Origin of the sequence: Bradyrhizobium sp. 45 (assembly GCF_023073155.1) — a bacterium.
Lineage (GTDB): Bacteria > Pseudomonadota > Alphaproteobacteria > Rhizobiales > Xanthobacteraceae > Bradyrhizobium > Bradyrhizobium canariense_D.
In genome coordinates this window covers 13,173-38,101 of the sequence record NZ_JADPIX010000051.1, presented here as the reverse complement: position 1 = coordinate 38,101, position 24,929 = coordinate 13,173, and the positions used below count along the sequence as shown (strand labels likewise).

Annotated in this window: 22 protein-coding genes and 1 pseudogene; 15 read left to right on the top strand and 8 right to left on the bottom strand. The window is 60.9% G+C overall.

All coding sequences use genetic code 11. From position 1 onward, the window contains the following. The first annotated feature begins 13 nt into the window (after positions 1–13). Complete coding sequence (locus IVB42_RS08915; RefSeq protein WP_247367413.1) at positions 14–883, top strand: outer membrane protein; 870 nt, start codon at positions 14–16, stop codon at positions 881–883. A 130-nt stretch (positions 884–1,013) separates the two neighbouring features. On the opposite strand, the gene IVB42_RS08910 is transcribed toward IVB42_RS08915, so the two are convergent. Next, positions 1,014–2,207, bottom strand: a complete 1,194-nt coding sequence (locus tag IVB42_RS08910) for a CoA transferase (RefSeq protein ID WP_247470020.1) — start codon at positions 2,205–2,207, stop codon at positions 1,014–1,016. A gap of 129 nt (positions 2,208–2,336) precedes the next feature. Beyond that, positions 2,337–2,498 (bottom strand): hypothetical protein, encoded by a 162-nt coding sequence (locus tag IVB42_RS08905; RefSeq protein ID WP_247367484.1) that lies wholly within the window; start codon positions 2,496–2,498, stop codon positions 2,337–2,339. Between the two features lie 197 nt (positions 2,499–2,695). Between IVB42_RS08905 and IVB42_RS42010 the strand changes: the two genes are divergently transcribed. The 9 genes from IVB42_RS42010 to IVB42_RS08865 all read left to right on the top strand — a co-directional run bounded on the left by IVB42_RS42010 (position 2,696) and on the right by IVB42_RS08865 (position 12,772). Continuing rightward, positions 2,696–2,824, top strand: coding sequence for a hypothetical protein (locus tag IVB42_RS42010; protein WP_256470502.1), 129 nt, complete (start codon positions 2,696–2,698; stop codon positions 2,822–2,824). Between the two features lie 531 nt (positions 2,825–3,355). After that, positions 3,356–4,909: an oligosaccharide flippase family protein gene (locus tag IVB42_RS08900; protein WP_247470018.1), complete on the top strand. Its 1,554-nt coding sequence runs from the start codon at positions 3,356–3,358 to the stop codon at positions 4,907–4,909. Positions 4,910–4,912: 3 nt separating this feature from the next. After that, positions 4,913–6,751 (top strand): asparagine synthase (glutamine-hydrolyzing), encoded by a 1,839-nt coding sequence (gene asnB / locus IVB42_RS08895; RefSeq protein ID WP_247470016.1) that lies wholly within the window; start codon positions 4,913–4,915, stop codon positions 6,749–6,751. Between the two features lie 3 nt (positions 6,752–6,754). Beyond that, positions 6,755–7,843, top strand: a complete 1,089-nt coding sequence (locus IVB42_RS08890; RefSeq protein WP_247470015.1) for a glycosyltransferase — start codon at positions 6,755–6,757, stop codon at positions 7,841–7,843. Positions 7,844–7,885: 42 nt separating this feature from the next. Further along, positions 7,886–8,491: an acyltransferase gene (locus IVB42_RS08885; RefSeq protein ID WP_247470014.1), complete on the top strand. Its 606-nt coding sequence runs from the start codon at positions 7,886–7,888 to the stop codon at positions 8,489–8,491. Beyond that, on the top strand, positions 8,481–9,332 hold the full coding sequence (locus tag IVB42_RS08880; RefSeq protein ID WP_247470013.1) for a class I SAM-dependent methyltransferase: 852 nt from the start codon (positions 8,481–8,483) through the stop codon (positions 9,330–9,332). The genes IVB42_RS08885 and IVB42_RS08880 overlap by 11 nt, the downstream gene beginning before the upstream one ends. 3 nt (positions 9,333–9,335) lie before the next feature. After that, the gene (locus IVB42_RS08875; RefSeq protein ID WP_247470012.1) at positions 9,336–10,268 is read left to right on the top strand and encodes an SDR family oxidoreductase; all 933 of its coding nucleotides are present in this window, start codon (positions 9,336–9,338) and stop codon (positions 10,266–10,268) included. Further along, entirely contained in the window at positions 10,261–11,454 is a 1,194-nt protein-coding gene (locus IVB42_RS08870; RefSeq protein WP_247470011.1) for a glycosyltransferase family 1 protein, read from the top strand. The genes IVB42_RS08875 and IVB42_RS08870 overlap by 8 nt, the downstream gene beginning before the upstream one ends. A gap of 172 nt (positions 11,455–11,626) precedes the next feature. Next, on the top strand, positions 11,627–12,772 hold the full coding sequence (locus IVB42_RS08865) for a hypothetical protein (RefSeq protein ID WP_247470010.1): 1,146 nt from the start codon (positions 11,627–11,629) through the stop codon (positions 12,770–12,772). An 886-nt stretch (positions 12,773–13,658) separates the two neighbouring features. On the opposite strand, the gene IVB42_RS08860 is transcribed toward IVB42_RS08865, so the two are convergent. The 5 genes and pseudogenes from IVB42_RS08860 to IVB42_RS08840 form a co-directional block, all read right to left on the bottom strand. Beyond that, complete coding sequence (locus IVB42_RS08860; RefSeq protein WP_247470009.1) at positions 13,659–14,072, bottom strand: NUDIX domain-containing protein; 414 nt, start codon at positions 14,070–14,072, stop codon at positions 13,659–13,661. Positions 14,073–14,353: 281 nt separating this feature from the next. Then, positions 14,354–14,920, bottom strand: a complete 567-nt coding sequence (locus IVB42_RS08855) for a hypothetical protein (RefSeq protein WP_247470008.1) — start codon at positions 14,918–14,920, stop codon at positions 14,354–14,356. Continuing rightward, complete coding sequence (locus tag IVB42_RS08850; protein ID WP_247470006.1) at positions 14,893–15,135, bottom strand: hypothetical protein; 243 nt, start codon at positions 15,133–15,135, stop codon at positions 14,893–14,895. The genes IVB42_RS08855 and IVB42_RS08850 overlap by 28 nt, the downstream gene beginning before the upstream one ends. Before the next feature lie 643 nt (positions 15,136–15,778). Next, positions 15,779–16,095, bottom strand: a pseudogene (locus IVB42_RS08845) (CoA transferase); the annotation flags it as partial. A 138-nt stretch (positions 16,096–16,233) separates the two neighbouring features. After that, positions 16,234–16,560 (bottom strand): hypothetical protein, encoded by a 327-nt coding sequence (locus IVB42_RS08840; RefSeq protein ID WP_247470005.1) that lies wholly within the window; start codon positions 16,558–16,560, stop codon positions 16,234–16,236. Positions 16,561–16,761: 201 nt separating this feature from the next. On the opposite strand from IVB42_RS08840, the gene IVB42_RS08835 reads away from it, so the two are divergent. The 5 genes from IVB42_RS08835 (at position 16,762) to IVB42_RS08815 (ending at position 23,744) form a co-directional block, all read left to right on the top strand. After that, positions 16,762–19,131, top strand: coding sequence for an FG-GAP-like repeat-containing protein (locus tag IVB42_RS08835; RefSeq protein WP_247470003.1), 2,370 nt, complete (start codon positions 16,762–16,764; stop codon positions 19,129–19,131). A 216-nt stretch (positions 19,132–19,347) separates the two neighbouring features. Continuing rightward, the gene (locus IVB42_RS08830) at positions 19,348–20,913 is read left to right on the top strand and encodes a hypothetical protein (protein ID WP_247470001.1); all 1,566 of its coding nucleotides are present in this window, start codon (positions 19,348–19,350) and stop codon (positions 20,911–20,913) included. 245 nt (positions 20,914–21,158) lie between these two features. Then, the gene (locus IVB42_RS08825; RefSeq protein WP_247470000.1) at positions 21,159–21,566 is read left to right on the top strand and encodes an FdtA/QdtA family cupin domain-containing protein; all 408 of its coding nucleotides are present in this window, start codon (positions 21,159–21,161) and stop codon (positions 21,564–21,566) included. 24 nt (positions 21,567–21,590) lie between these two features. Next, on the top strand, positions 21,591–22,694 hold the full coding sequence (locus IVB42_RS08820) for a DegT/DnrJ/EryC1/StrS family aminotransferase (protein WP_247469999.1): 1,104 nt from the start codon (positions 21,591–21,593) through the stop codon (positions 22,692–22,694). A 33-nt stretch (positions 22,695–22,727) separates the two neighbouring features. Then, on the top strand, positions 22,728–23,744 hold the full coding sequence (locus tag IVB42_RS08815) for a glycosyltransferase family 2 protein (RefSeq protein WP_247469998.1): 1,017 nt from the start codon (positions 22,728–22,730) through the stop codon (positions 23,742–23,744). Positions 23,745–23,845: 101 nt separating this feature from the next. On the opposite strand, the gene IVB42_RS08810 is transcribed toward IVB42_RS08815, so the two are convergent. Beyond that, the gene (locus tag IVB42_RS08810; protein WP_247469997.1) at positions 23,846–24,763 is read right to left on the bottom strand and encodes a glucosyl hydrolase; all 918 of its coding nucleotides are present in this window, start codon (positions 24,761–24,763) and stop codon (positions 23,846–23,848) included. Positions 24,764–24,929 lie beyond the last annotated feature (166 nt).

Below are 24,929 nucleotides of genomic sequence, written 5' to 3'. Positions count from 1 at the left end.
CGGAGGAATTGCCATGAAGCGGATTGTGATTGGAATGGCGGCGGCGATGTCGCTGTTCGCGACGGGCGCATTGGCGGCCGATCTGGCCGCAAGGCCCTACGTCAAGGCGCCGGTCATGGTCGATCCGGTCTGGAGCTGGACCGGATTCTACGTCGGCGCCAATGGCGGCTACAGCTGGGGCCGCTCGCGCACCGACGTCTCCTACTTCAACTCGGCAACCGGTGCTGCGATCGCGCCGCCGGCCGGCTCCATCACCAATGCGTCGTTCGACATGAACGGTGGCATCGCCGGTGGCCAGGCTGGCTACAACTGGCAGAGCGCCAATTGGGTCTACGGTATCGAGGGAGACCTGCAATGGTCGGGTGAAAAGGGCAGCGCCGGTTTCAATTGCGCCCCCACCGGACCTGCAGGAGGAGCCTGTCTTCCGGGCCTTACCTTCCTTCCCGCCGGCGCCGCTGCCGGCACCTCGCTGACGATCGACCAACATCTTCAGTGGTTCGGTACGGTCCGCGGCCGCGTCGGCATCTTGGCGACGCCGAAGGTGCTGTTCTACGGCACTGGTGGTCTGGCCTTTGGAGAGATCAAGACCACCGGTACGATGTCCGGCTTCACGCCCGCGGGTGTGGCGGTCGGCTCGGTCGGCTCGAACTCGACGACGCGTGCCGGCTGGACCGCTGGCGTGGGCGTCGAAGGCAAGATCACCCAGAACTGGAGCGCCAAGCTCGAATATCTCTACATGGACCTCGGACGCTTCGGCTCCGGTCCATTCACGCTGGCGCCGCTCTCCACGATCAGTGCCAACGTCTCGTCGCGCTTCACCGACCACATCCTGCGCGCCGGCATCAACTACCAGTTCGGTGGCCCGGTGGTCGCCCGGTACTAAGAAAAACGGAGGCGTCAACAAGAAGTAAAGCCCGGCTCACGCCGGGCTTTGTCGTTTCCGGCCAGGTTATTCGACCCCGCGTTGCCTGTTCATTGCTCCGCGAGTTCGCTGGCCAACCTCTAAAGAACACTCACACCACTTTCGCGTCCCTGAGCTTGGCGATCTCGTCCGCGCCGAAGCCGAACTCCTTCAGCACTTCGTCGGTCTGCTCGCCGAATTCCGGCGGCCGCGCCACCATCCTGCTCGGCGTGCGCGACAGCGTCACGGGCTGGCCGACCAGACGGATGTCGCAACCCTCGTCATTCGGCACCTCCTGCGCAATGCCGAGATGCTTGACCTGCTCGTCTTCGAACATCTGGTCGATGGCGTAGATCGGGCCGCAGGGCACGCCGGCCTCGTTGAGTTCACTGACCCAGGTCTTGGTGGACTTCGTCACGGTACGCTTCTCGATCTCTGCATTGAGCGCGTCGCGATTCTTGGAGCGGGCCGGCGCGGTCAGATAGTCGGGATGGCTGTAGAGTTCCGGCGCGCCGATCGCCTGCGCGCAGCGCTCCCAGATCCGGCCGCCCGTAGTGGCGATGTTGATGTAGCCGTCCGAGGTCTTGAACACGCCGGTCGGAATGCTGGTCGGGTGGTTGTTGCCAGCCTGCTTTGCCACTTCCTTCTCCATCAGCCAGCGCGCGGCTTGGAAGTCGAGCATGAAGATCTGGGCCTGCAGCAGCGAGGTCTGCACCCACTGGCCCTTGCCCGAGACCTCGCGTTCCAGCAGTGCGGTGAGGATGCCCATGGCACAGAATAGACCGGCGGTGAGGTCGGCGACCGGAATGCCGACCCGCATCGGCCCTTCGCCCGGCGCGCCGGTGATCGACATCAACCCGCCCATGCCTTGCGCGATCTGATCGAAGCCCGGCCGCTTGTGGTAGGGCCCGTCCTGGCCGAAGCCCGAGATGCTGCCGTAGACGATGCGTGGATTGATCCTGGCGAGGCCCTCATAATCGATACCGAGCTTCTTCTTCACGTCGGGACGGAAATTCTCCACCACGACGTCCGCCTGGGCGGCGAGGCGCTTGAATACGGCGAGCCCGCGCTCGTCCTTCAGGTTCAGCGTCATCGCCCGCTTGTTGCGATGCAAATTTTGGAAGTCGGAGCCCCGCCGCGGCCCGCCCGGCTGCTCGCCGCCGGCATCCTCGGTGAGCGCGTCGATTTTGATCACGTTGGCGCCCCAGTCCGCGAGCTGCCGCACGCAGGTGGGCCCGGACCGGACGCGGGTCAGATCGAGCACGGTGAAGCGGGACAGGGCTTCCGAGGCAGGCGGAAAGGGCATCTTGATGGGCTCCGGGACAGATTGCGGGCCCACCATAGTGCCGAAAGATCACGCGACAAGCGGGCTCGAAGCCGATCCCGCCTGCCGAAACGCCATGCCTGATGCAGCTTTGCTGCGGTGCCTGAAAGCTCAGCGCGACAAGCGCTTCAGTTCCGCGCGTGCCTGCTCGGCCAGGACAGTATCGCCGTGCTGCGCAATGAAGAGCTCGAGCCCCGGCGTTCCCTTGCGGCGGGCGGCTTCGTTATTCGTGACGGCGCTGACCTGGATGGCGGGCAGGCCGATCGTAACCACGTGCCGCAGTGGGGCGCGGTCACCGCAGCGCTGCCATATTTCAGCGCAGGCCCCTGTCCGCCCAGTCGTACAGACAGTAGTTCCCGCTGCACAAACTGCCTGATCCGGAGCCCACTAGAAAATTTGCGGACACCAAGTCTCGCCAGCGAGCCTACCAGATCGTCAGGGTCAGGAACAGGCCGAACGGAAGGGATGCGGTGGCGCGTAGCCGCCTGCGTATAGGCGCCGATCCCGAGCAATGCGGCAAGCTCCATGACCGCGATTACGGTCGCCAGATCGAGTTCGGCGCCGCAGACCGCCGCGAGCTTGATGTCGCCGAGCACTAACCCGTCCCGGCCACGCCAGCAGCGGTGCAGCACCAGCAGGGACGCGACCGCAATTCTCGTCAACCGCATCGATCAGAAGGTCGCGCGTGTGTGGGGGGCGGGAATCGCTCAGCGGCTGGTCGTTGACGTCGGTGTCGCCGCGCGAAATGACATTCAGGCAGGGGGAGCGCAGCGAGGTACTGGCGGCTCCAGGGGCCCAACTCGGCCGCGCCCCAAACCCGTCCGTGAGGCCGGGAAGCAAGCTGACCATGCCGGGTTTGCCCGATCCGCCTTCGCCTCCTTTGAGCCGCGCTCCACGCCGAAGAACGGCGATTCGGACGGGCACTGAGCGTGCCTTCCCGGGAGCTTGGGAAGCTTCGGGCGGAGCCCTGAAAGACCGGCTGAACGGGTCCGGCCGAGCCGGGCCGGTTGCGATCCCTGCCGGCTATCGACATTCCGTGAACTGGCTGCTAGCCCGAATTCGCGATGCCTAGGGAAGGACCCCGATCGGTGTGGGCAAGGGCTTGCTGAGGTGATGGCCGGGTGGCTGGCATGACGTTGAGAAAAGCACCTCCCGATCTACTGGGGAATTCCGCCTGGAATGCGATGGCCTTCGTGGTAGCCGTGGTGCTGAACCTGGCCATTCTGCCTTTCGTGATTACCCATCTCGGCCTCGCTGCATTCGGTGTCGCGGGTCTTGTCACCGCATGCACTGCGCCGGCCCTGGTGTTCAGCAACGCGCTCGGGCTGTCGACATCGCGCGAGCTTGCACAGCGACTGGAGCCATCCGACCGCGACGACGCGCGACGCCTGTTCGCGACCGCGGCCATGCTCGCGGTCGGCGCGGGCGGGCCGATCGCCATTTTCCTTTTGGTGGCCGGGGCTCCGCTCGCGCGTCTCGGATTTCATCTGGCCGGTCCGGCCGCCGAGGATCTTGCGCTGGCGTTCGCGCTGGCCGGTATCGGCTGGTTGTGCCAGTGTGTATCGGCGGTCTTCATTTCGTTGTTCACCGCGCGGCAAGACTATCGCCGGATCGCCTCGATCGGCATCGTCAGCACCGTGGTCTCGACTCTTTCGATGCTCCTCCTGATCCCCACCGCACCCTACGCATCGACATTCCTGGGTTGCCAGGCGCTGGGGTTGGCGATCGGCCTGTTGCTGGCGCTGGCTTGGTGTCGCGGCCAAATGCGTCAGTGGCTGGCGCCTCCAGCATTGCATCGCGAGGCGCTTGGCAGGCTGGTTCGGTTCGCCGGATGGCAGGTTGCCGCACAGGGCGGTGCGCTGCTTGCGGGGCAGGCCGATCGATATCTGCTTGGCACGCTGCTGCAACCGCAGTTTGTCGGCTTTTACGGCGTTGCGCAGCGCCTGCAGGAGGCGACCTATATCGGTATCCTGAAGGTCGGCGAGATCCTGTTTCCCTTCTTCAGCACGCTGCAGGAGGAGAGCGAGGACCGCAAGGTCGATCTGCTGTTCCGATCGTCTTGGATTCTCAACGTCTTGGCCGCAAGCGCGCTCGGCGGATTGGTCCCCGTGGCCGGCCCGCTGCTGCATCTTTGGACCGGCGCCGAGGTCGCGGCCGAGGCTGCACAGGTTCTCGTCGTCTTGTCGATTGCCGGGATCCTCGGATCGACCGCGAACGTCTTCGGCTTTTACTTGCTGGCGCACGGGCGGTCGCGCTCCAACGCGCTCATCGCCTTGATCACGGGGGTCGTCACACTCGTAACCAGCGCCATCGCCTTGCCACGCTTCGGATGGCAGGCCGCGGGCTGGAGCGCATGCGCCGGAATGATCGCGCAGATGGCGACCATTGTCTTCCTGTTGCGCCGTAGTTTTGGCCTCGCCGGCATGTGGTTGCGCATCGTGCATTGCGTGCTGATGCCGCTCGGCATCGGGATCGCGACGGCGCTGGCGGTGCGATACGGTCTCGACCGTGCGCCATTCCAGCCCGCGCCGTCCTGGTGGTCGGTGGGAGCTGTTTCATCGGTGACGGCCGCGATCATTTTCGCAATCGCAGTTGCGGCGTCGCAATTGGGTCCGTATCGAAGGGCTTGCCGGCAAGATATTCGTTCGATCGTCGGTCGCTTCTTGCCCCTCAAGGCTGTCTAGGACATGTGCGGAATCGCAGGCATCGTAAATCTGGGTGGCAATGCGGTCGAACCGGCCGACATCTCGCGGCTGACCAGCCTGATCGCGCATCGCGGTCCGTTCGGCGAGGGGACCTGGTTCAGCGCGGACCGAAGCCTCGCATTCGGCCACCGCCGCCTGGCGATTATCGATCCCGGCGAGGGCGGCTATCAGCCCATGCTGTCTGCGGACGGCCGCCATGTGATCGTGTTCAACGGCGAGATCTACAACTTCCTCGAGCTTCGCCGCGAGCTCGAGGCGCAGGGCGCGGTGTTCCGCAGCCAATCCGATACCGAAGTGATTTTAGCCGCCTGGCAGGCCTGGCGCGAAGACATGCTGCCTCGCTTCAATGGCATGTGGGCCCTGGCGATTTTCGACACCAGCACCCGTGAGCTGTTTCTTGCGCGCGACCGCTTCGGCATCAAGCCGCTGCTCTATGCCGCGTCGCCGGAACGATTCATCTTCGCCTCCGAGCAACGGGCGCTGGTGCGGAGCGGACTGATCGATACTTCCGTTGACATGGAGGTGGCACGGCGGCTGCTGCTCGATGCCTTCGGGATCGAAGGAAGCGAGCGGACCCTGTTTCGCCAGGTTCGGCGCCTGCAGGGGGGCCACTGCATGTGGCTTCGCCAGGGCGAGGTCAGCGTCAAGCGTTGGTGGCGGACCGTGGATCATCTGCCTCCGGTGCCGGCCACCGAAGCCGAGCGTGTCGCGCGCTTTCGCGAGCTGTTCCAGGATGCCGTGGCGCTGCGCATGCGCAGCGATGTCCCGATCGGAACATGCCTGTCCGGTGGCTTCGATTCGTCGGCGGTGATTTGCGCCATGGCGGCGCACGAAAAAGAAGGCATGGGGCCGCGCGACAGCACGGCATGGCGTCACGCCTTTGTTGCGACCTTCCCCGGCGCCTTGAACGACGAGAGACCGATGGCCGAGGAGGCCGCCGTCTGGGCCAACGTCGCGCCAACTTTTCTCGAAATCGGACAGGCCGATGCGCTGACGGACCTCGATCAGATCCTCGACGATCTCGATGACGTCTACATCGCGTTGCCCAGCGCCATATGGCTGCTCTATCGGCAATTGACCCAAAACAACGTGACGGTGTCACTCGACGGCCACGGCGCGGACGAGCTGATGGGAGGCTATTTGCAGGAAGGACAAGCGCGCGCGTTTCAAATACGGAACGTGGCAGAGGACCTCGCGTCGCGTTCGAAACTGGCCCGGCGTTGTGTGGATGTCCTGCGTGCGCTGGCCCTCAAGCGGAAGGGCGTGTATTTTCTGCGCGGTGGCCTGCGCAATCTTCCCGCCCCGCTCCCGTTGATAGCGGAGGACGATGTGCTGCCGCGTGAATGGGGTGGCTTGAACAAGCGCCTGTATCGGATGTTTCACAGCACGGTGCTGCCCACCATCCTGCGCAACTTCGACCGCCTTTCGATGGCGCACGGCGTCGAAGTCCGCATGCCGTTCATGGATTGGCGGCTGGTGACCTATACGATGGCGCTTCCCGAAAGTAGCAAGTCCGCAGACGGCTATACCAAGGCTGTTGCCCGGCGGGCGATGGCCAATTTGATGCCGGAGTCCATTCGCACCGCGCGCCGCAAAGTCGGGTTCAATTCACCGATGCCGGAATGGTTGAACGGACCGCTGGCCGGCTGGACAACCGACCTGCTGGACAGGAATGTGCCGGCGTTTGCGGAACTGGTGGACGAAGCGGGTCTGCGCGCGGCGGTCAGCCGTTTGACGGCGTCGAAGTCCTGGGATTGGGAGTCGGTCGGGCGGATCTGGCCGTATCTGAATATGAAATGGATGTTGGCGAGGTACGCGTAAACGATGCGTCTGTTCCAGAATAGCGCCCTCTATCCATCTTATCTGCCGCGCTTGAATCAGCTCGCGGCGGGGACGCAGAGCTTCGTGGAGCGGCGGCGCGTGTTTCTGAACGACCGTTTCGGCGCGTCGCATTTTCTTCAACCGGTGCTCGACGGTTCGCCGGAGGCCTTCTTCACCAACGGTGACGACGAGGTCCTGCAGCGCCGCTGGGCGCGCGAGCAGGGCATGTCGGGCGAGCCGACGCTCGAGGCCATTCTGCTCGCGCAAATTGAGCATCACGCCACCGAGGTGTTCTACAATCTGGATCCCGTGCGCTACCCAAGCGCATTCGTTGCCAAGCTGCCGGGCTGCGTGAAGAAGGCGCTGTGCTGGCGTGCCGCGCCGTCGGGAAATGCCGATTTCACTGCCTATCGGGCCGTGCTTGGAAATGCTCCCTCTATCCTCGATATCTGGCGCCGCAACGGATGCCGGGTCGAAACATTCTTTCCGGCGCATGATCCGGTGATGGAGGAGTATGGCCAAGGCGAGCGCCCGATCGACGTCGCCTTTGCGGGCGGCTATTCGCGGCATCATCGCGTGCGCGCCAAGACGCTGGAGCAGGTCGCGCAGCTCGCCGATAGCCGCAATATCGTGCTTTGTCTCGATGCATCGCGTCTGACCAGGCTCGCGGAGAGCACGATCGGGCGATTGCTGCCACTGCGACAGCATCGGCGCCCCGATGCCATCGCCGCCATTGCGAGGCCGCCGGTATTCGGCAGAGCCCTCTACGAACTGATTGGCTCGTCGAAGATCGTGTTCAACGGCGCGATCGACATGGCCGGCACGGATCGCGGCAACATGCGTTGCTTCGAGACGATGGGATGCGGCGCACTGCTTGTCTCCGACGCCGGCAGCTATCCCGCCGGCATGCAGGATGGCGTGACTATCGAGACCTACAACAGCCCCGAACAGGCCGTCGAGGTCATTTCACGCAGTCTGCAGGACTGGCCCAGATCGGCGGAGATCGCTGCGCTTGGTCGGGCCCGCATCCGGGACATCTACAGCAAGGACGCCCAATGGAAGCAGTTCGGCGACCTCGTCGGACGGGTTTAGCCGTGCTAGAGCGTCCGGGACGACGCGATTTCAGTTGATTGCATGAACCTCAACTTCCTGATCCAGCGGCTCACCGGCCGCAATGCCGACTACCTGATCCAGCGCATGATGGGCCGTGCGACTTGCCGTCTCGATGACGGGGCAGCGCTCGGAGCCAGCGCGAGGATCAGGAACATCCGCGGCGATGCCGACAGGATCGTGATCGGCCCACAGAGCCGCATCCTCGGCGAACTCATGACCTTCGCCCATGGCGGCGAGATCAAGATCGGCGAATGGTGCTATGTCGGGGAGGGGACGCGGATCTGGTCGGCCGGCTCCATCGAGATCGGAAACCGGGTTCTGATCTCCCATTCGGCAAATGTCTTCGACAGTCTGACCCATCCGATCGGGGCGGCCGCGCGGCACGCGCAAGTCCGGCAGATCTTCACAAGCGGTCATCCGCGCGAACTCTCGCTTGACGAAAGCCCGGTCCGGATCCGCGATGATGCCTGGATTGGCGCGGGAGCCATGGTGCTACGGGGCGTGACGGTCGGGCAGGGGGCCGTGGTGGCGGCCGGCGCGGTCGTAACCAAGGACGTACCGGCCTTCTCAATCGTGGCCGGAAATCCAGCGGTGCTGGTCAGGGAGCTCCGGTCCGATGAGCGGTGACGGCAAGTTCACGACGTGGGAGGATGCCGTGGTCTGGCTGCGCAATCAGCCGGATCAGGGTCAGCTCGTGCGTGACGCCTTCTACGATGATCCGCTGATCGCGGCCGCCGAGCGCTATTCTCAGAGCTCCGAATGGCAGGCGGTCACGGCGCTCCTGCCCGGGCGCTCCGGCTCGGCCCTCGATGTGGGAGCTGGTCGTGGCATTGCCAGCTATGCGCTGGCCCGAAGCGGATTCGAGGTGACGGCACTCGAGCCCGATGGCAGCGCCATCGTCGGCGCTGCGGCAATCCGAGCTCTTGCGGCGAGCACGCAGCTGCCCATCCAGGTGGTGGAGGAGTTCTCCGAGCGCCTCCCGTTCGCCGACAACACTTTCGATCTCGTCTTCGCGCGCGCCGTCTTGCATCATATGCGCGACCTTGATGGTGCCTGCCGCGAGATGTTTCGCGTGCTTCGCCCCGGCGGCATGCTGATCGCGGCGCGTGAGCACGTGATCAGCAAGGAAGGGGATCTTCAGAAATTCCTCAACCAGCATCCGCTGCATCACCTCTACGGGGGCGAGCATGCTTACCTGCTCAATCGCTATACCGGCGCGCTGAAGGCGGCCGGTTTCGCCACTGTTGGGACATTGGCCCCGCTGCAGAGCGCGATCAACCTGTTCCCGTATACGATGCAGACGCTGCGATCCGCGGTTGTCGAAAAACTGACGCGGAAGATTCCGGTCGGTCCGCTGTGGCGCGCCGCGTTCGCTTCGCAGCATGTCTTCGCATCACTACTCTCGCTTGCTGAGCGCTTTGACCACCGGCCCGGCCGGCTCTATTCGTTCGTCTGTCACAAGGTCTAGGACATGTCCACGTGGGTTACCGGTGCAAACGGTTTCATCGGACGTCATCTTGTTCGCGAGCTAGCGGGCGTCGGGCATGCGGTCCATGGTGTCGGTCACGGTGCGCTCGATCCGGCCCAGGCACGGGCCCTCGGTTTGCAGACCTGGATCAATGGTGAAGTCGACGCGGCCAATCTGAACGCGCTCGCCGCCTTGCACGGGCTGCCGTCGCATGTCTTCCATCTGGCTGGCGGGTCGTCGGTCGGGCTGTCGATCGCGCGCCCGTTCGAGGATTTTTCGCGGACCGTGACGAGCACGGCGCGTCTGCTCGAATGGCTTCGAAGTTTTGCCCCCGAGAGCGAGCTGGTCGTTGCGTCGAGCGCGGCGGTCTACGGCGCAGACCATGCCGGTCCTATCGCCGAAAGCGCGGCGTTGGCGCCGATGTCGCCTTATGGCCATCATAAGCAGATGATGGAGCAACTGTGCCGGAGCTATGCCCAGAGCTTCAGCCTTCGCTGCTCTGTCGTGCGATTGTTTTCGGTCTACGGTCCGGATCTTCGCAAGCAACTTCTCTGGGATATCTGCTCGCGGCTGAAGAGCGAGGAACGCTCTCTCGATCTAGGAGGGACCGGGGCCGAGATAAGGGACTGGACCGACGTTCGCGACGTCGTCCGCTTGCTGGTGCGCGTTGCGGAGGACGTCCGCCGGGATGATTTTCGTCTGATCAATGGCGGCTCGGGGCGCGGGACGAGCGTGGCCGACATTGCCGAGGGCCTCATCCGGAATTGGGGAAGCAACACTGTTGTGCGATATTCCGGCGTGGCGCGGCCGGGCGACCCAATGAGCCTGCTGGCGGAGGACGGGCGCTTGCGCGAGATGAATTTCGATTGGCGCCTTCCCCTGGAACGCGGTCTCGCCGACTATGTCGAATGGTTCAGGAGCCAGGCTCGTGCCTGACAGCGCGCCGCTGCGGATCGCATTCACCAACATCCCACGTCGCCTATGGGCAGGCGGCCACAACTATCAGCGCAATCTATTCGAGGTTCTGAACCGGTACAGTCCGGGGACGGTCACACCGGTGCTGTTCGCTGGAACGAAGGATGAGCCCGAGGAGATCGCGGCGCTCGCCAGAATCCCGGCGGTGGATCTCGTTCAATCGCCTGCGTTCGATCGCACCGGAACGGGGCTCCTCGGTGCGCTCGCGCTCGGGCGCGACGGACCGGCAGTGGCCGAGTTCCGCGCGCAGCGGATCGACATGGTGTTCGAATCCGCCCGCTTCTTCGGCTGGCGCCTTCCGTTTCCGGCCATCGCCTGGTTTCCGGATTTTCAGCACCGCCTGCTTCCGCATCTCTTCTCCACGAGTGCATATTGGCGGCGTGATTTCGGCTTTCGGGTTCAGATCGCGTCCGGCCGGCATATCATGCTGAGCAGCGCCAGCGCGCTCGGCGATCTCGGGAGGTTTTATCCGGGCATTTCGAACGGCGTTTCGGTCGTCCGGTTCGCGACGGAGCCCCCTGTCAGTCTGCTCGCCACGCAGCCGTCCGACGTGATCGCGCATTATAGCCTTCCGCCACGCTATTTCTACCTGCCAAATCAGTTCTGGCGGCACAAAAATCATCAGCTCGTCGTCGATGCGCTCGATCTGCTGAAGGCTCGGGGGCACGACGTCGTCGTCGCCGCCTCTGGAAATACGAAGGACTTCCGCGAGTCCGGTCTTTTCGAAAGCACCATGAGCCAGGCCAGGTCGCGCGGTCTGGAGGCCAACTTCAAGCATCTCGGAATGATTCCTCTGAATCACGTCTACGCCCTCCTGCGCGCCTCGACGGCTCTCATCAATCCTTCGGAGTGCGAGGGATGGAGCACGACAGTCGAAGAGGCCAAGTCCTTTGGTGTCCCGATGATCCTGTCCGACCTCGATGTCCATCATGAGCAGGCCGGGGGCAACGCGCGATATTTCGGCATCCGCAACGCCGAGGCGCTGGCGGATCAAATGTTGCAGGTTGCGCAAACAGCTGGTCCTCCGACCGTCCGCAATTTGTTGCCGAACCTCGAGCAGCGCGTAGAGGCATTCGTTGCGGATTTTATCCGATTGACCCGGGATGTGATGGCCTCACGGAGCGGTTCGACTGCTGTGCCTGACTGAGCTGGTGGCGACATTTACAAGTTGAGGCCGCAATGCTAGCAGGTACGCGTGTTAGGTCTCGTTGCTCGATCAGTTTTAGTCATGAACGATGTTGACGCCATTGGGGCTTTTTTTGTCGTCACGGGACAGAGTTATTGATCCTCTCGGCGATCGCGTATCAGAGATCAAACTGATGACGAAGACTTGGTTGACCAACGCAGCCATAGCGGGTTGGATCTCAGCTAACGCAGTCCTTGTCCTTCTATACGGTCTGCTGGGCACGAAGGGACATGCAGCCATAACGGCGGCTGTGTTGATCGCGCCGCTCGTCGCGATATCGAGGAAGTTTCGGCCCATACCGGCCGACTATTTGTTTGCAGCGCTAGCAGCGCTCGTGGTGGCTTCAGTTGTCGTGAACGGCAGGACGGCGACCGGTCGCGAGTATGCACTGCTCGCCATTTCTATGGTCTATTATCCTGCGTTTCGCGCCGTGGGTCATCGTTTTGATCCCAGGCGCTTCTCTTATATGACGGCGGCGATCGTCGTGGTGGGGACGCTGCTTACGGCTTGGGGCGTGGTTTACGATCGGAGCGGCGAGTTTAAGCCGCTGGTCTTCGGCTTCAGCGAAGGCCCGACCGTGTTTTCGCTGACTTGGTGCTTCCTGGTCTTTGCTCTCCTTTCGATGAACTTATCGGCGCGTCAATGGCGTGTTGCCGGCGGATTGATCGCCTTGCCTTCGTTCGTGTTTGCCGCCGCAATGGTGCGACACCCTTTCATCGCCTTGGCTCTCAGCTTTGCTGCGTCGGCGATCAAGACAGGCGGTCGGCGCCAGATCGCGGCGCTTAGCATAGTATGTCTGACCATCTTCATTGGATTGGCAGCTCGTCCCGCGATGTCCGGCAAGATCATCGGGCTTGTCGTGGAGAATGCCCAAAAGCCGGTTGTGGCGTGCGATACCAAGGACACCTTGGCCATTCGAATAATACTCACGAAGGAAGCTTTAAACCTACTCCCGAAAGCTGGTCTCGTCGGTCAGGGCATAGGAACGTTCGCCCAACGATCCTGCTACAAGGCAGAGCCGCATAACGTTGTACTGCAAGCGGCAGTGGAGGTCGGTGCTGCCGCCGCGCTGATTCTGGTTGCTGTGTTCACTCTGGGATTGATGTCGGCAGGCAGGCAGGCCCGCTTTGATGCCGTGGCATCCTTTGTGTTCGCTGGCCTGGTCTTCGTAGGGATCGAGTTCTTGATGAGCGGCTCGCTGACGAATTCAGCGCTGCTGTTTGGGTTTATGGGGTGGGCGGTCGGCCTGCGTCAAAGTGACGGTCGCGAGATCCGGTGAACCGCAGCGCGCCGCCGGTCCGTAGCTGCCGCAAAATCAGACAAGCGAACATCGTCCGGCCAGCGATCGGCGCTTAGTGCAACGTTGTGACCGCAATGGCAGTAGACCAGGACGTCGCGTAATCCCATCTCGCGCATTTCACCGAACGTGGTCTTGATCGGTCGACTGTCGTGCGTAGGTGTGTGGCGTCGAACAGGGCGAGACATGCCGCCATCAAAGGGGCGTCGTAAGTACATCGCGAATTATCGATTCCTAGCAAGAAGTAAGGCGGCCTCAGAGGGCGGCCTCTTTCATTCACGCCTCGACGCTGGACCGTCGCCTTACGGGCACGGACTTGGATGTGGGTTGCTCGTTAAGACACGGGAACATGACGGAAACATTCGACCAACCGCAACTACAATTTCAGATGCTTGCGAAAGTGGAGCAATGTCGAAGGTTGGCCCGCCACATCAATGATTACGGTACAGTTCAACGCCTGCTTGATCCGGCCCCGACCTGCCACTACTGCTGGCGGTGGATTGTGACTCATTGTCAGCCCTGACAACTCCCCATATTAGTGGCCAGACCATTTCGTATATCGACGAACGCGCATGCCGCCAGCAAAGCGGCATCTTAGGGATCTCGCAAAGTATCGATTCCTAGTAGCTCGGAACATGCGCGGGCTACCGCTTGTCGTAGGTGGGGAAAGTCGCTGGAAGGTCCACCGGTTACCAGAGAAGGACGCGTCGGGCCGCGAGTGCGTAATCGCGCACAACTACGAAAGGCACGTCTCTGGGCTGAACACGTCCTCGCCGTTGCGGATCCGACTTCGATGTCCATTCAGGTTCAGGCGACACCATAGCCGCGAGGCAACTCTGGCGCATGGGGCGAACAATTAGGCCGCATCCTAAAGGCGCAGTCCAAAGAACTTCAGTGCAGAGTACGCCGACGGCACGAGGTTGCTGGCGATCGTTGAAATCTCTGCTGGATGTATCACAAGCAATGTTCCTTCCGTGGCGACCAGCTGTTCGACGGCAACATCGCGAACCACAAAGATTTCTCCGTGCACCGTGCCCCCCTCTACATCGAGGTCGGGTCCGGTTCGCGTTGCCAAATGCACGAACCGATTTGCTGGCACGTAGCAGCCAATTTCCTCGTGAAGTTCGCGTATGATGCAGTCAACGAACGATTCGTCGCCTTCGCGGTGTCCGCCGAACAACCCAACTTTCCCTGGATGGAGAATTCCTGGAATGCTGTCGCGCTGCTGCAAAATCAGGCGGGTATCCTCAGCAACGATGATCGCGGCAGTCGCTTCGCGCATGTCGTTCTCACTATATGAGCGCATCCTGGCGAACAATTAGCGCAGCTTCTGCTTTGGAGGTAGCTCGAAAGTGCGGCCAGTGGGATAGGCGGGGTTCCAATTGTGCGCTCGCTCTCGGGGCAATTCTCGGCAGAATGCCTTGGCTCCGTAGTAACTGCTGAAACCCTCTTTGCTGTTCAAATCAGCCGCATCCTGCTCGCAGGCAGTCTGCGTTTCGACTGTCTTCCAATCTATTTCCCGCGGCTCGCCATTAAGCCTGACTGTTAGTACCAAATCCCAGATCATGAGAGGGCGACAGCTGAGTTCGTGACGTCCGCTTGAACTCGATCTGATACTTTAACTGAATTGCGAAGGAAGCGCCGTTCAACGAGATAGTAAGACAAGATCCCGGCCAATGTCGTCAGGACGGCTGAGACCAGCATGCTCGACCAAAATCCTTCTACCAATCGATTGATGACGATCTGCTGGATTGGGAATGCGTAGATGTAGACTCCGTACGAGATATCGAACCGCCCCAGGATCAGGCGATCGCCAAACGAAGTGCCGATCACGATCGTCAGCATTGCCAGACCGGCAGTGCAAAGTACTTGGCGCTCGACGCCGCGGGTCATGACGAAGCTGAGCAGAACAATGCCGGCCAGATACCGCCAGAGGATCAGGCGATCGTGGCGGCCGAGATCAAGCTCATCCTGGCGGAGCGTGCCCAATGACGCGGCGGCGCAGGATCCACCGCGAGCGCGACCGGGAGCGGCTGATGACGCATCGCAGGCGGCTGAGGCGTTAAGATAGAGGCTCGCCGGTTCGGACCGGGGCATATCGTTCAATACGCGCTGCTCGACGATTTGCATTCGTAAGCGAGCGTGACGAGATTTTGCCCGCACTTCATCTCAGAGCTGGCGCGGCTGGTGGTCCCAAAGAGATTGACCTGGAATTCGTGAGAACACTTCATGTCGCCATTGACGTCGGTCTTGCAGCCTCCAGAGCTTGTGTAGGCCGGTGCCTGTTCGGCGGCATTCGCAGTCTTTGTTTGCGGCGGCGCGTTGGCGGCGATGATCACAAACAATACCATCACCCCACAAACGGCAACAAGACGGTTGGGGGATCATGGGGACGCGAAGCGGATAAAATACCGAGGTTGCGCAAACAATGTAAAGCAGTGCTCCAAGAACAACCATGATTTCCTCCAATGGGCTGTTCGCATATCTGCCACAAGAATTGTCACCGAGGCTTCCTACAACCCCTACAATTTGAAGAGATCAGCAGGCTACGCCCGCCGTTTCACGCTGGTGGGCGACTCTGCTAGCCTAACCGTGTGATCGGTGCCCCCATCGTTAACATCAGTCAAGAACTCCCGCCCGCTATCACAAGGTCGGCGGGTTTTCTTTAGAGCTGCCCGATGACAGAATGACAATGGCCAGGATCGGGTGGCATGTCCAATGGGAGCGATCCCTAAAACCGCCCGGCGAGCGCATCTGCTCGTGTTGAGCTCCTGGCCACTCAGATCAACGCCAATTTGCGTCAATCGACCGGTTGGTCCAGCGGGTACTTCCTGGCCAGCCGATCAAGAGGCTCGTGTGTCTCGGCGTCAGTGAGCTCGCGGACCCCCAAAATTTGAGGCTCTGATCGTTTGCGGTAAATTTCGCTGTGGTCTCGCCAGATCTCAGCAGTCGGACCGCGCAAACCGCGGAGCCACACTAAGCAAGCCATTTTTTCTTCACGTCGGGGCGGAAATTCTCCACCACGACGTCCGCTTGGGCGGCGAGGCGCTTGAATACGGCGAGCCCGCGCTCGTCCTTCAGTTCAGCGTCATCGCCCGCTTGTTGCGATGCAAATTTTGGAAGTCGGAGCCCCGACCGCGGCCCGCCCGGCTGCTCGCCGCCGGCAGCCTCGGTGAGCGCGTCGATTTTGATCACGTTGCGCCCCAGTCCGCGAGCTGCCGCACGCAGGTGGGCCCGGACCGGACGCGGTTCAGATCGAGCACGGTGAAGCGGGACAGGGCTTCCGAGGCATGCGGAAAGGGCATCTTGATGGGCTCCGGGACAGATTGCGGGCTCACCATAGTGCCGAAAGATCACGCGACAAGACATCTCGCGGCAGGTCTGGGCCGCGCGGATGCCGCCTGTCGAAATGCAATACCTGAGGGGGGCGGGCGCCGGAAGAATCAGCGCGCCAGCTGTTTCAGCTCGGCGCGCGCCTGCTCGGCCAGCGGGTCATCGCCGTGGCGCGCAATGAACAGCTCGAACGCCTCCCGCGTTCCCTTGCGACGGGCGGATTCGTACTCCTCCGCGACCGCAGCCGAGGGGTCGCGGGCGATTGGAACGGAGGGCGCGCGCCCCGCTGTGCCGCCTTGCCTGGCGCTTTCCTTGCCGCTCTCATCCGCATTGGCTTTGCCGACCATGACAGGCAGTCCTCCGAAGGGTAGATGGCCCGGCCCGGCGAGCGCCATCAGAGCGCCGAACAGGCCGGCCGAGAGGGAACGTAGTTTCATGATTTCACTCGCAACACGGCAGCTGGTCGGAACCGGGGCCCTTGTCCTGAACCGTATGACTACGGGATTTCATGGCTAACACGGCCTTATGGAAGAAGTCCGCACCGGCTCGCCAAAATTAAACCAAACGTTTAACTCTCAAGCTAAAATCACCTGTCCGCGCCCCGAATCGAACGGGGGTTGCCGCTTTCGGAGATCCCCTTGGCTACCGCAGTCACCGTCAGTGCCACCAACAACGCCGAGATCGACGGCCTGCTGTCAGGCTATAAATGGACCGGCACGATCACCTACAGCTTTCCGGACGCTGCAAGCGACTACGCCAATCCCTATAGCGGCGGCGACGGTGAGCCGTCGACCTCGGGTTTTGCCCCGGCGCCTAGCCAGATGCAGGCGGCGATCAAATATGCGATCGGACTGATCCTCGGCTACACCAACGCCAGCATCCAGTACGCCGGGACGAACGGCGCCGAGATCATGGTCGCGCAGTCGCCGGCCGCCAATCCGACCTCCTATGCCTATTACCCCGGCAACTACGCGTCCGGCGGCGACGTGTGGTTCGGAACCGCCTACAACTATTCGCTGGCTGCGCTCGGGAATTACTATTTCACGACTGCCTTGCACGAGCTCGGACACGCCCTTGGCCTGAAGCACAGTCAGGAGGCAGGCGGCCCCGCCAACGTCGCGGTGCCGAGCGCGCATGATGACAGCGAATACACCGTCATGAGCTATCGCAGCTATGTTGGAGCGTCCACGACGAGCGGCTACACTAATGAAGCCTATGGATATCCGCAGACCTATATGGCCAACGATATCCTCGCGCTGCAGACCATGTACGGTGCAGACTACACCACCCAGGCCGGGACCACCGTCTATACATGGAGCCCGACCACCGGACAGGAGTTCATCAACGGCGTTGGCCAGCCGGCCGACAATAGCGGTGCCGGTGGCTCGGCCAATCGCATCTACGAGACGATCTGGGATGGTGGCGGGGTCGATACCTACGACCTTTCGAACTACACGACGAACCTGAGCATCAATCTCAATCCAGGTGCGTCGTCTCTGTTCTCGTCGGTTCAGCTCGCCAATCTCGGAAATGGCCATTACGCGTCGGGCAACGTCTACAATGCCTATCTCTATAACAACGACGGGCGTTCCTACATCGACAACGCCATCGGCGGCTCCGGCAACGACACCATCATCGGCAATGCCATCGCCAACGTACTGAACGGCGGCTCCGGCGACGATACGCTGACCGGCGGCGGCGGCAACGACACCATTATTGGCGGGTTAGGCACCGACACGGCGGGGTATTCGGGCAACGAAGCCAACTACGTTATTTCCTACAATTCGACCACGCAAACATTCACCGTCACCGACCAGCGTTCCGGCTCGCCAGATGGAACGGACACACTGACGGGAATTGAATACTTTCAGTTCACCGATGGTTTCATCGCAAGCTCTTCGTTTGTGAACGGAGACGTGGTCACGCCTGCTGTCGGTCACCTCGCAACCAATTCTCCAGACTTCAACCGCGACGGCAATACCGACCTACTGCTTCTGAATGATGGCATTTCGGGTGTAGCAGTGTGGGAGTTGAGCGGCACCCAAGTGCTGGCTAACCCGCAGGTCGGCAGCATGGCTGCAGGATTTCATTTCGCCAAAGAGAGCGATTTCAACGGCGACGGCAAGACCGACCTGCTCATGCTCAACGACAGCACGCATGATGCCCAAGTCTGGCTCATGAGCGGTACGCAGATCAGCGCGGCCGGAACGGTCGGCACGATCAGCGCCTTTGCGGGGTGGGGCTATGCGGATATCGGCGATTTCAACGGCGATGGCAAGTCCGATCTCCTGCTCCTCAACAGTGTGAATAAGGGAGTTGCAGTCTGGGAGCTCAATGGGACCAGTGTGCTTGCCAGCCCGCAGGTCGGCACCATGGCCTCGGGATTTCATTTTGCCTCGGCCGGCGATTTCAATGGAGACGGCAAGACCGATCTCCTGATGCTCAACGACACGACGCATGCTCTCCAAGTCTGGCTCATGGACGGCACCCAAGTCACCAGCGAGTCAACCATTGGCACCATTAGCGCCTCCGCTGGCTGGCGCTTTTCCAACCTCGGCGACTTCAATGGCGATGGCAAGTCGGACCTGCTATTGCTCAACGATGCTACGCATGGCGTCGCGGTTTGGCTCATGGATGGCACGCAGGTGACCGCGAACCCGCAGATCGGCACGATGAGTGCCTTCGCCGGCTGGCGCTTTGCCGACACTGGCGACTTCAATGCAGATGGCAAGTCCGATCTGATGCTGTTCAATGACAACACTCACGGCGTCGCGGTCTGGGAATTGAACGGCACCCAGATAATCGCCGGCCCGCAAGTGGGGGTTGCCGCTTCGGGTGACAGCTATGCCCGGCTGGAGGATATCAACGGCGACAATAAGTCGGACATCCTTTTTCAGAACAATACGACTCATGTCCTCACGGCCTGGGAAATGAACGGTACCCAGATCGCGGCGAGCGGACAAATCGGAGCCGTCAACGCCGCCAGCGGCTGGCATCTCGTCGGCTGAGAGCGCCTACACTAGGCAAATATTCAGCCGGCGTCTTCCAAGTTGAAGAACATTATCGCATCGGATACAAACCCGGATGCCGAGAGCCGATTGTCTGCCAGTCAGCAGTGCGTCGGACTCACGTTGGGCATCCGATGAACCGTTCATGACCTCGCGACAGCCGCAATATTGTATCTGTGAACCAGCTGCTTCTGCGCAGGCGTGCGGAGTCTGGCCTTGAACAACGCGCTGTCTCGGTGGAAAACCACGGCAGGGTCGGAAGGGCCAACTCGCCTGCAGCGGCTCGTCCATGGCTGGTCGGCGAATCTGGTGCAGGTCCTGCTTGGTCTCACTCAGCAGCTTCTCCTCATTCCGGCATTCCTGCATGTCTGGACGGCCGATATCCTCGCGGCATGGCTAACGATCTATGCGGCTGGAAGCCTCATGATCGTGGCCGATGCCGGACTGCACCTACGCGCAGTGAACCGCTTTCTCGCCTTCAAGAACTGTGCTGATTGCGATGGACGGAGCGCAAGCTTCTACGACGGCATGTTGCGGGTCTACCTCTCGGTCGTTTTGGTGTTGGGTGTCTTGCTGGTCGGAGCGATGCAGCTCTGGCGACCTTCGGAAATGCTCGGATTTCGCGCGACGGCTGACTTCGATTCCGCGCTGCTCGTGATGACGCTTGGCATGCTCCTGACCTTGCCTGCCAACCTGGCTTCAGGGCTTTATCGCGTGCGCGGTCGTTACAGCCGGACAGTCTGGTTGCAGAATATAGCGCTGTTGTTCGGCCAGTTCGCCCAGGTCGCCGCGGCCATTGTGTTCGGCAACTTGTTCGCGGTGGCGGTCGCGTTTGTCTCCACACAGATCATTTTCGCGGCGTTCCTCATGGCACTCGATGCACCACGCCTGTTTCCGTTTCTGCGGCGTGATGGCATACATCGGACAAGGCGGTCGTTCCGTTGGGGCGTCGGCCAGATCGGCCTCGCACTGCCTTTCTCTACCGGCAGCTTCACCGAGCTGGCGCTCGTCAATCTTCCCGTCCTGCTCGTGAGCTCTCTCGTTGTCGATCGTATCGCGGTGGCGCAATGGGGCCTGACGCGGGTGATTGCAAGCTTGCTACGAGGAATTTGCCAGCAAATGAGCATGCCGCTCGCCGCAGAGCTGGGACACGATTATGCGATCGGGGACAAGGAGCGACTGCGCCGGCTCTATGCGCGCGGCTCGGTCCTTGTGACGGCGATGGCCAGTATCATGGCCGGAGGGCTGCTGCCGTTTTGGGAGAATTTCTTCAAACTGTGGACGCACGGCACAATTCCCTATGACGGGCCCCTCGCCACTACGCTGTTGCTCGGCTCCGCCGCGATTGCACCCTCGCTCTTCGCGCTTGTGTACGCCTATCACAGCGATCGTGGTGCATTGTTGGCCCGTACAAAGCCGCTGCAGCTCGTCGTTTTCCTGGTCCTGTCATTGGTGTTGATTCCGAGGTTAGGACCGCTCGGAGCTGCTTTGGCGATCGTCGCCAGCGATCTGGCTATTCAGTTCGGTTTGCTGGCGATCGTGATCATCAGGCAGACGTTGCAACACCCGCTGCGGCACGTTGCCTTCCTTGTCGCGACCATGTTCACCATCGTGTCCGGGGGATGGGGCATTGGCTTGGTGATTGAATCCCAGGCTGGAGCAGGCGGCCTTGCAAACTTCTTTGTCCAATGCGCGCTCTGGCTGGTCGTCGTTGGTGCGATTGCGAGCCCGCTTGCAAGCAGGAAGATACGTGCCAGTTTCGCGTCCGTCATTCCGGAGTAACGGGGATTAGCGCGGCATGAGACCCAAGCGGTTCTTGGGCCGCTCGATATGCCGCGCAAATTGTAACCGTCCTGCGACCGTTTCCTCAGCAAACTGCGCGAGCCGCGCTCGACATAGCTTCAAGGGGACCGTGGCCCGGAAAGTCGTATGACAACTTGTTCCAGCATTCGGTCCGCTACGTTGACCAAGGGGGGAAACTCTGTAAAGGTCGAATATGTGTGTTATTTAAGGAGAAGTTCGGAGGTATGAAAGTCACGTTCATCGACTTCGACCGGCACGGAGATGAGCGTGGAATGTTGGTCGCTCTCGAAGAGGGCCGGAACATCCCCTTCACGATTCGCCGTGTTTACTACCTTTTCGAGACCAGGCCGAAGGTCCGCCGCGGCTATCATGCGCACCGGCAGTTGAAGCAGATCATGATTGCGGTCTCGGGAAGCGTAAAGATCCACCTGGACGATGGGTTTGAGGCGACAGAGGTCACGCTCGACACTCCCTATCGCGGCCTGCTGCTGGAAAGCATGGTCTGGCGCGAGATGTCCGAATTCAGCTCCGATTGCGTACTGATCGTGCTTGCAGACCAGCTCTATGAACCAGGCGATTATGTTCGCGACTATCAGGAGTTCTGCACGCTCGCCAAACAGGAGAGAAAATGATGAAGTGCCTGAGAAGCGCCTGAAATGAGCGTTCCGTTTCTCAGCCTGCAAAAGGCTAACGCGCCATACATGGACGAGCTCAAAGCCGCTGCGTCGCGCGTGATCGAGTCAGGGTGGTATATCCTCGGCGAGGAACTCAACTCGTTCGAGCGCGAATTCTCGGACTACTGCGGGTCTCGCTTCTGCATCGGCGTCGGGAACGGCCTCGATGCGCTGATCCTGACATTGCGCGCCTACATCGCGCTTGGCAGGATGTCCGAGGGTGACGAGATCATCGTGCCTGCCAATACCTTCATCGCGACCATCCTGGCGATCACGCAGAATCGGCTGAAGCCTGTGCTCGTCGAGCCGGATCCGCGCACCTTCAACATCGATCCGGAGCGCGTTTCGCGAGCGATAGGTCCGAAGACCCGCGCCATCATGGCCGTGCATCTCTACGGACAATTGGCCGCCATGCCGGAGCTGGCTGCGATCGCGCGGGCGAGCGATATCCTGCTCATTGAAGATGCCGCACAGGCCCATGGTGCGTTGCGAGGCGGCGTAAAGGCCGGCGCGTTCGGTGACGCGGCGGCTTTCAGCTTCTTCCCGACCAAGAACCTGGGCGCTCTGGGTGATGCCGGCGCGGTCCTGACGAATGATGACGGTTTGGCCGAGCGGCTCCGCGCGCTTCGCAACTATGGTTCGAAAGTTAAATACTACCACGAATGCGAGGGCATAAATTCCCGGTTGGACGAGATTCAGGCAGCCATGCTGCGCGTCAAGCTGAAATATATCGATGACGAGATCGCGTCACGCCGGCGAATTGCCACCGCGTATCTGGAGGGCATCAAGAATCCAAAAATCCAGCTTCCCTTCGTCGCGGGAGATCCAGCCACCCACGTCTGGCATGTCTTCGTCGTGCAATGCGAGCAGCGCGAGGCGTTGCAGCGTCATCTCGCGTCCCGAGAGATCCAGACGCTCATTCACTACCCAGTCGCTCCGCACCTGCAGAAGGCCTATCCAGACCTCCATGATCTGTCGCTTCCCGTCTCGGAGAGGCTTCACCGCGAGGTTCTCAGCTTGCCTCTCGGGCCGACGCTGCGGTCCGAGCAGGTCGGAGAAGTCATAGCCGCATGCTGCGAGTTCTAGGTTCAATTCAGGCGAGCCGTCACTGCGACCGGCATGGGTGCTGCGGTCGGTTCGTTGCCGCGCCCGTTCATGTCCAGTCGGATTCCTGCTAAGCACGGGAAAGGTGTCAGTGTGATGAGTGCCAGTCCGGAGCAAGCGGGATCGAATCCGCCGGCGGGGCTTCCGTTGGTCTCGTTTCTGATACCCGCCTACAACCATGAGCGATTCATCGAGAAATGCCTCGATAGTGTATTGTTCGACAAGTATCCCTCGAAGCAGTTGGTGGTCATTAACGATGGCTCGACGGATCGAACGGCGCAGCTCATCGCCGACTGGATCGCGAGACGCAAATCATTGTTGGATATCCGCTATGTCGATCGAGAAAATAAAGGCGTTGGTGCGACATTGAATGAGCTGAGGGCTCTTGCCACTGGGACGTACCTTCGGCTTGGGGCTAGCGATGACTACTACCTGCCTGAAGGCACGTCCCCGCTGGTCAGTTATCTCGAGGCCAACCCAAAGAAGCTTGCGGTTGTCGCTGACTGTATTGTTGTCGACGATGAAGAGCGGGTCGTGCACGACAGCGCGATGGTCGGTCTGTTCAACGTTGACAAGAGTCGCTACGGGACTGATGAGGGTATTCGGCGTGAGATCATTTCTCGATGGGCTATTGGGGGTCCGGTTCCTCTACTTCGAGCGCAAGGGCTCGACGTCGCTGAAGGGTGGAATGAGGACTTCCTGATCGACGATTGGGACTTCTTTCTTCGCCTAGCCGCCCTTGGGGCAATAGGTTTCATCGACGTAAAAGTGGGAGCCTACCGGCTTCACGGGACCAATACCAGCAAGACGAGAGACAGGGCAAAGCGCATCGCCAATCTTCGCAATATGGCTGATGCGGTGAATCGCAATGTTATCAAGTTCAACGAGCAATATCGGATATTGCTCAGGGCCCAAGGACGGTTAATTGCGGCGAAGATTGCTTACCTCGAAGGTCGCTACATCGATGCAGCCTGGAACGCTCTGGTCTTTGGGGGGCTTAGGGCCGCAAGTTCCATGGCTTCAGTCGTTTAGGGCAAACTAGCTTTCCGACGCAACGGCCGTTCTGCTTGTCGCCGGGCGCAAACGAGCACCGCTGTCGCTGGTTCAACCAATTTCAAGTTGCTCTGGATCGGTCAGCTCACTTGGCGCGCGACTCCAACACCAGTGAGACCGAAGCCGTTGCCGTTGTAGAACATGAAAGTTCCATGCTCGTTCTCAATGATCGATGGGAAGCCGGTCATGTCCGAATCCCAGCCTGCTTCCGAAGGAGCTAGCTCGCCTTCGGCATCGCGTCTAACCCACTGAAGCCCGTCATCCGACTTTGCGTAGCCAATTCGATAGGTCTGCGTATGCGATCTGACCGAATACCACAGTTCGTAAGCGCCTCTGGTCTTGCGGATAAACGGCCGTCCAAAACCAAACTCTGATCCTTCAAGCTTTAATACGATCCTCCCGGACTGCGGCCAATGTATCCCATCGACCGACTCGGCATATGCCATCGGATACATCGGAGTTTCTTTCCCGGCGTGATCAATCAGGTCGGAACTGGCCGCGTACCACACCTTCCACAGACCACTGCCAGAGTCGTGCATCACGTAGGCGCCTGATCTTACCAGAAACTCTTGAGGCCCACGGTCGAGCACAGGAGTTTCCTGATAGCGAACAAAGCTATTGCCGCCATCAACGCTAAGCGCGAGTCCAGTGAAGAGCATGTACCGCGCACGGGGGGTCAATTGCCAGCCGGCATAGTACATGCGGAGCTGCGCGCCTTCCGATACTACTGAAAGCGGGGTGACACCGTTGTCGTCGAAGGCACCACTGCGCCCGACGTCTAGACAAGGATTTTCGGAAACCGCAAGAACACAGGTCGGGTCGTCGGCCTTAACATCGATCCAGCCCATCCTTCCCACTTGATTCTTGTCGCGAAAAGCGAGGAACACTCGTATGCGGCTGCTGTCGGGCTGGTAGGCCGTAGGAACATATGCATGCGAATGCATCCATTCCGACCGTTGATCGACGTTGAAGATAACGCCGAGCTTTTGCCACTTCATGCGGGTATCTCGGTGAAAGACAGGATGGGAGCTGCTGCAATTGCTTCCAATCGGAAGCCCATGCTGTAACGCTTTTAGCGATCCGCGCCCCCCTCTACAAGCCACCAAACCGTGCAGGCCAGATTCGTCGATTGTTCCGCTCTAACCCCCATTGTGTTGCAATTTG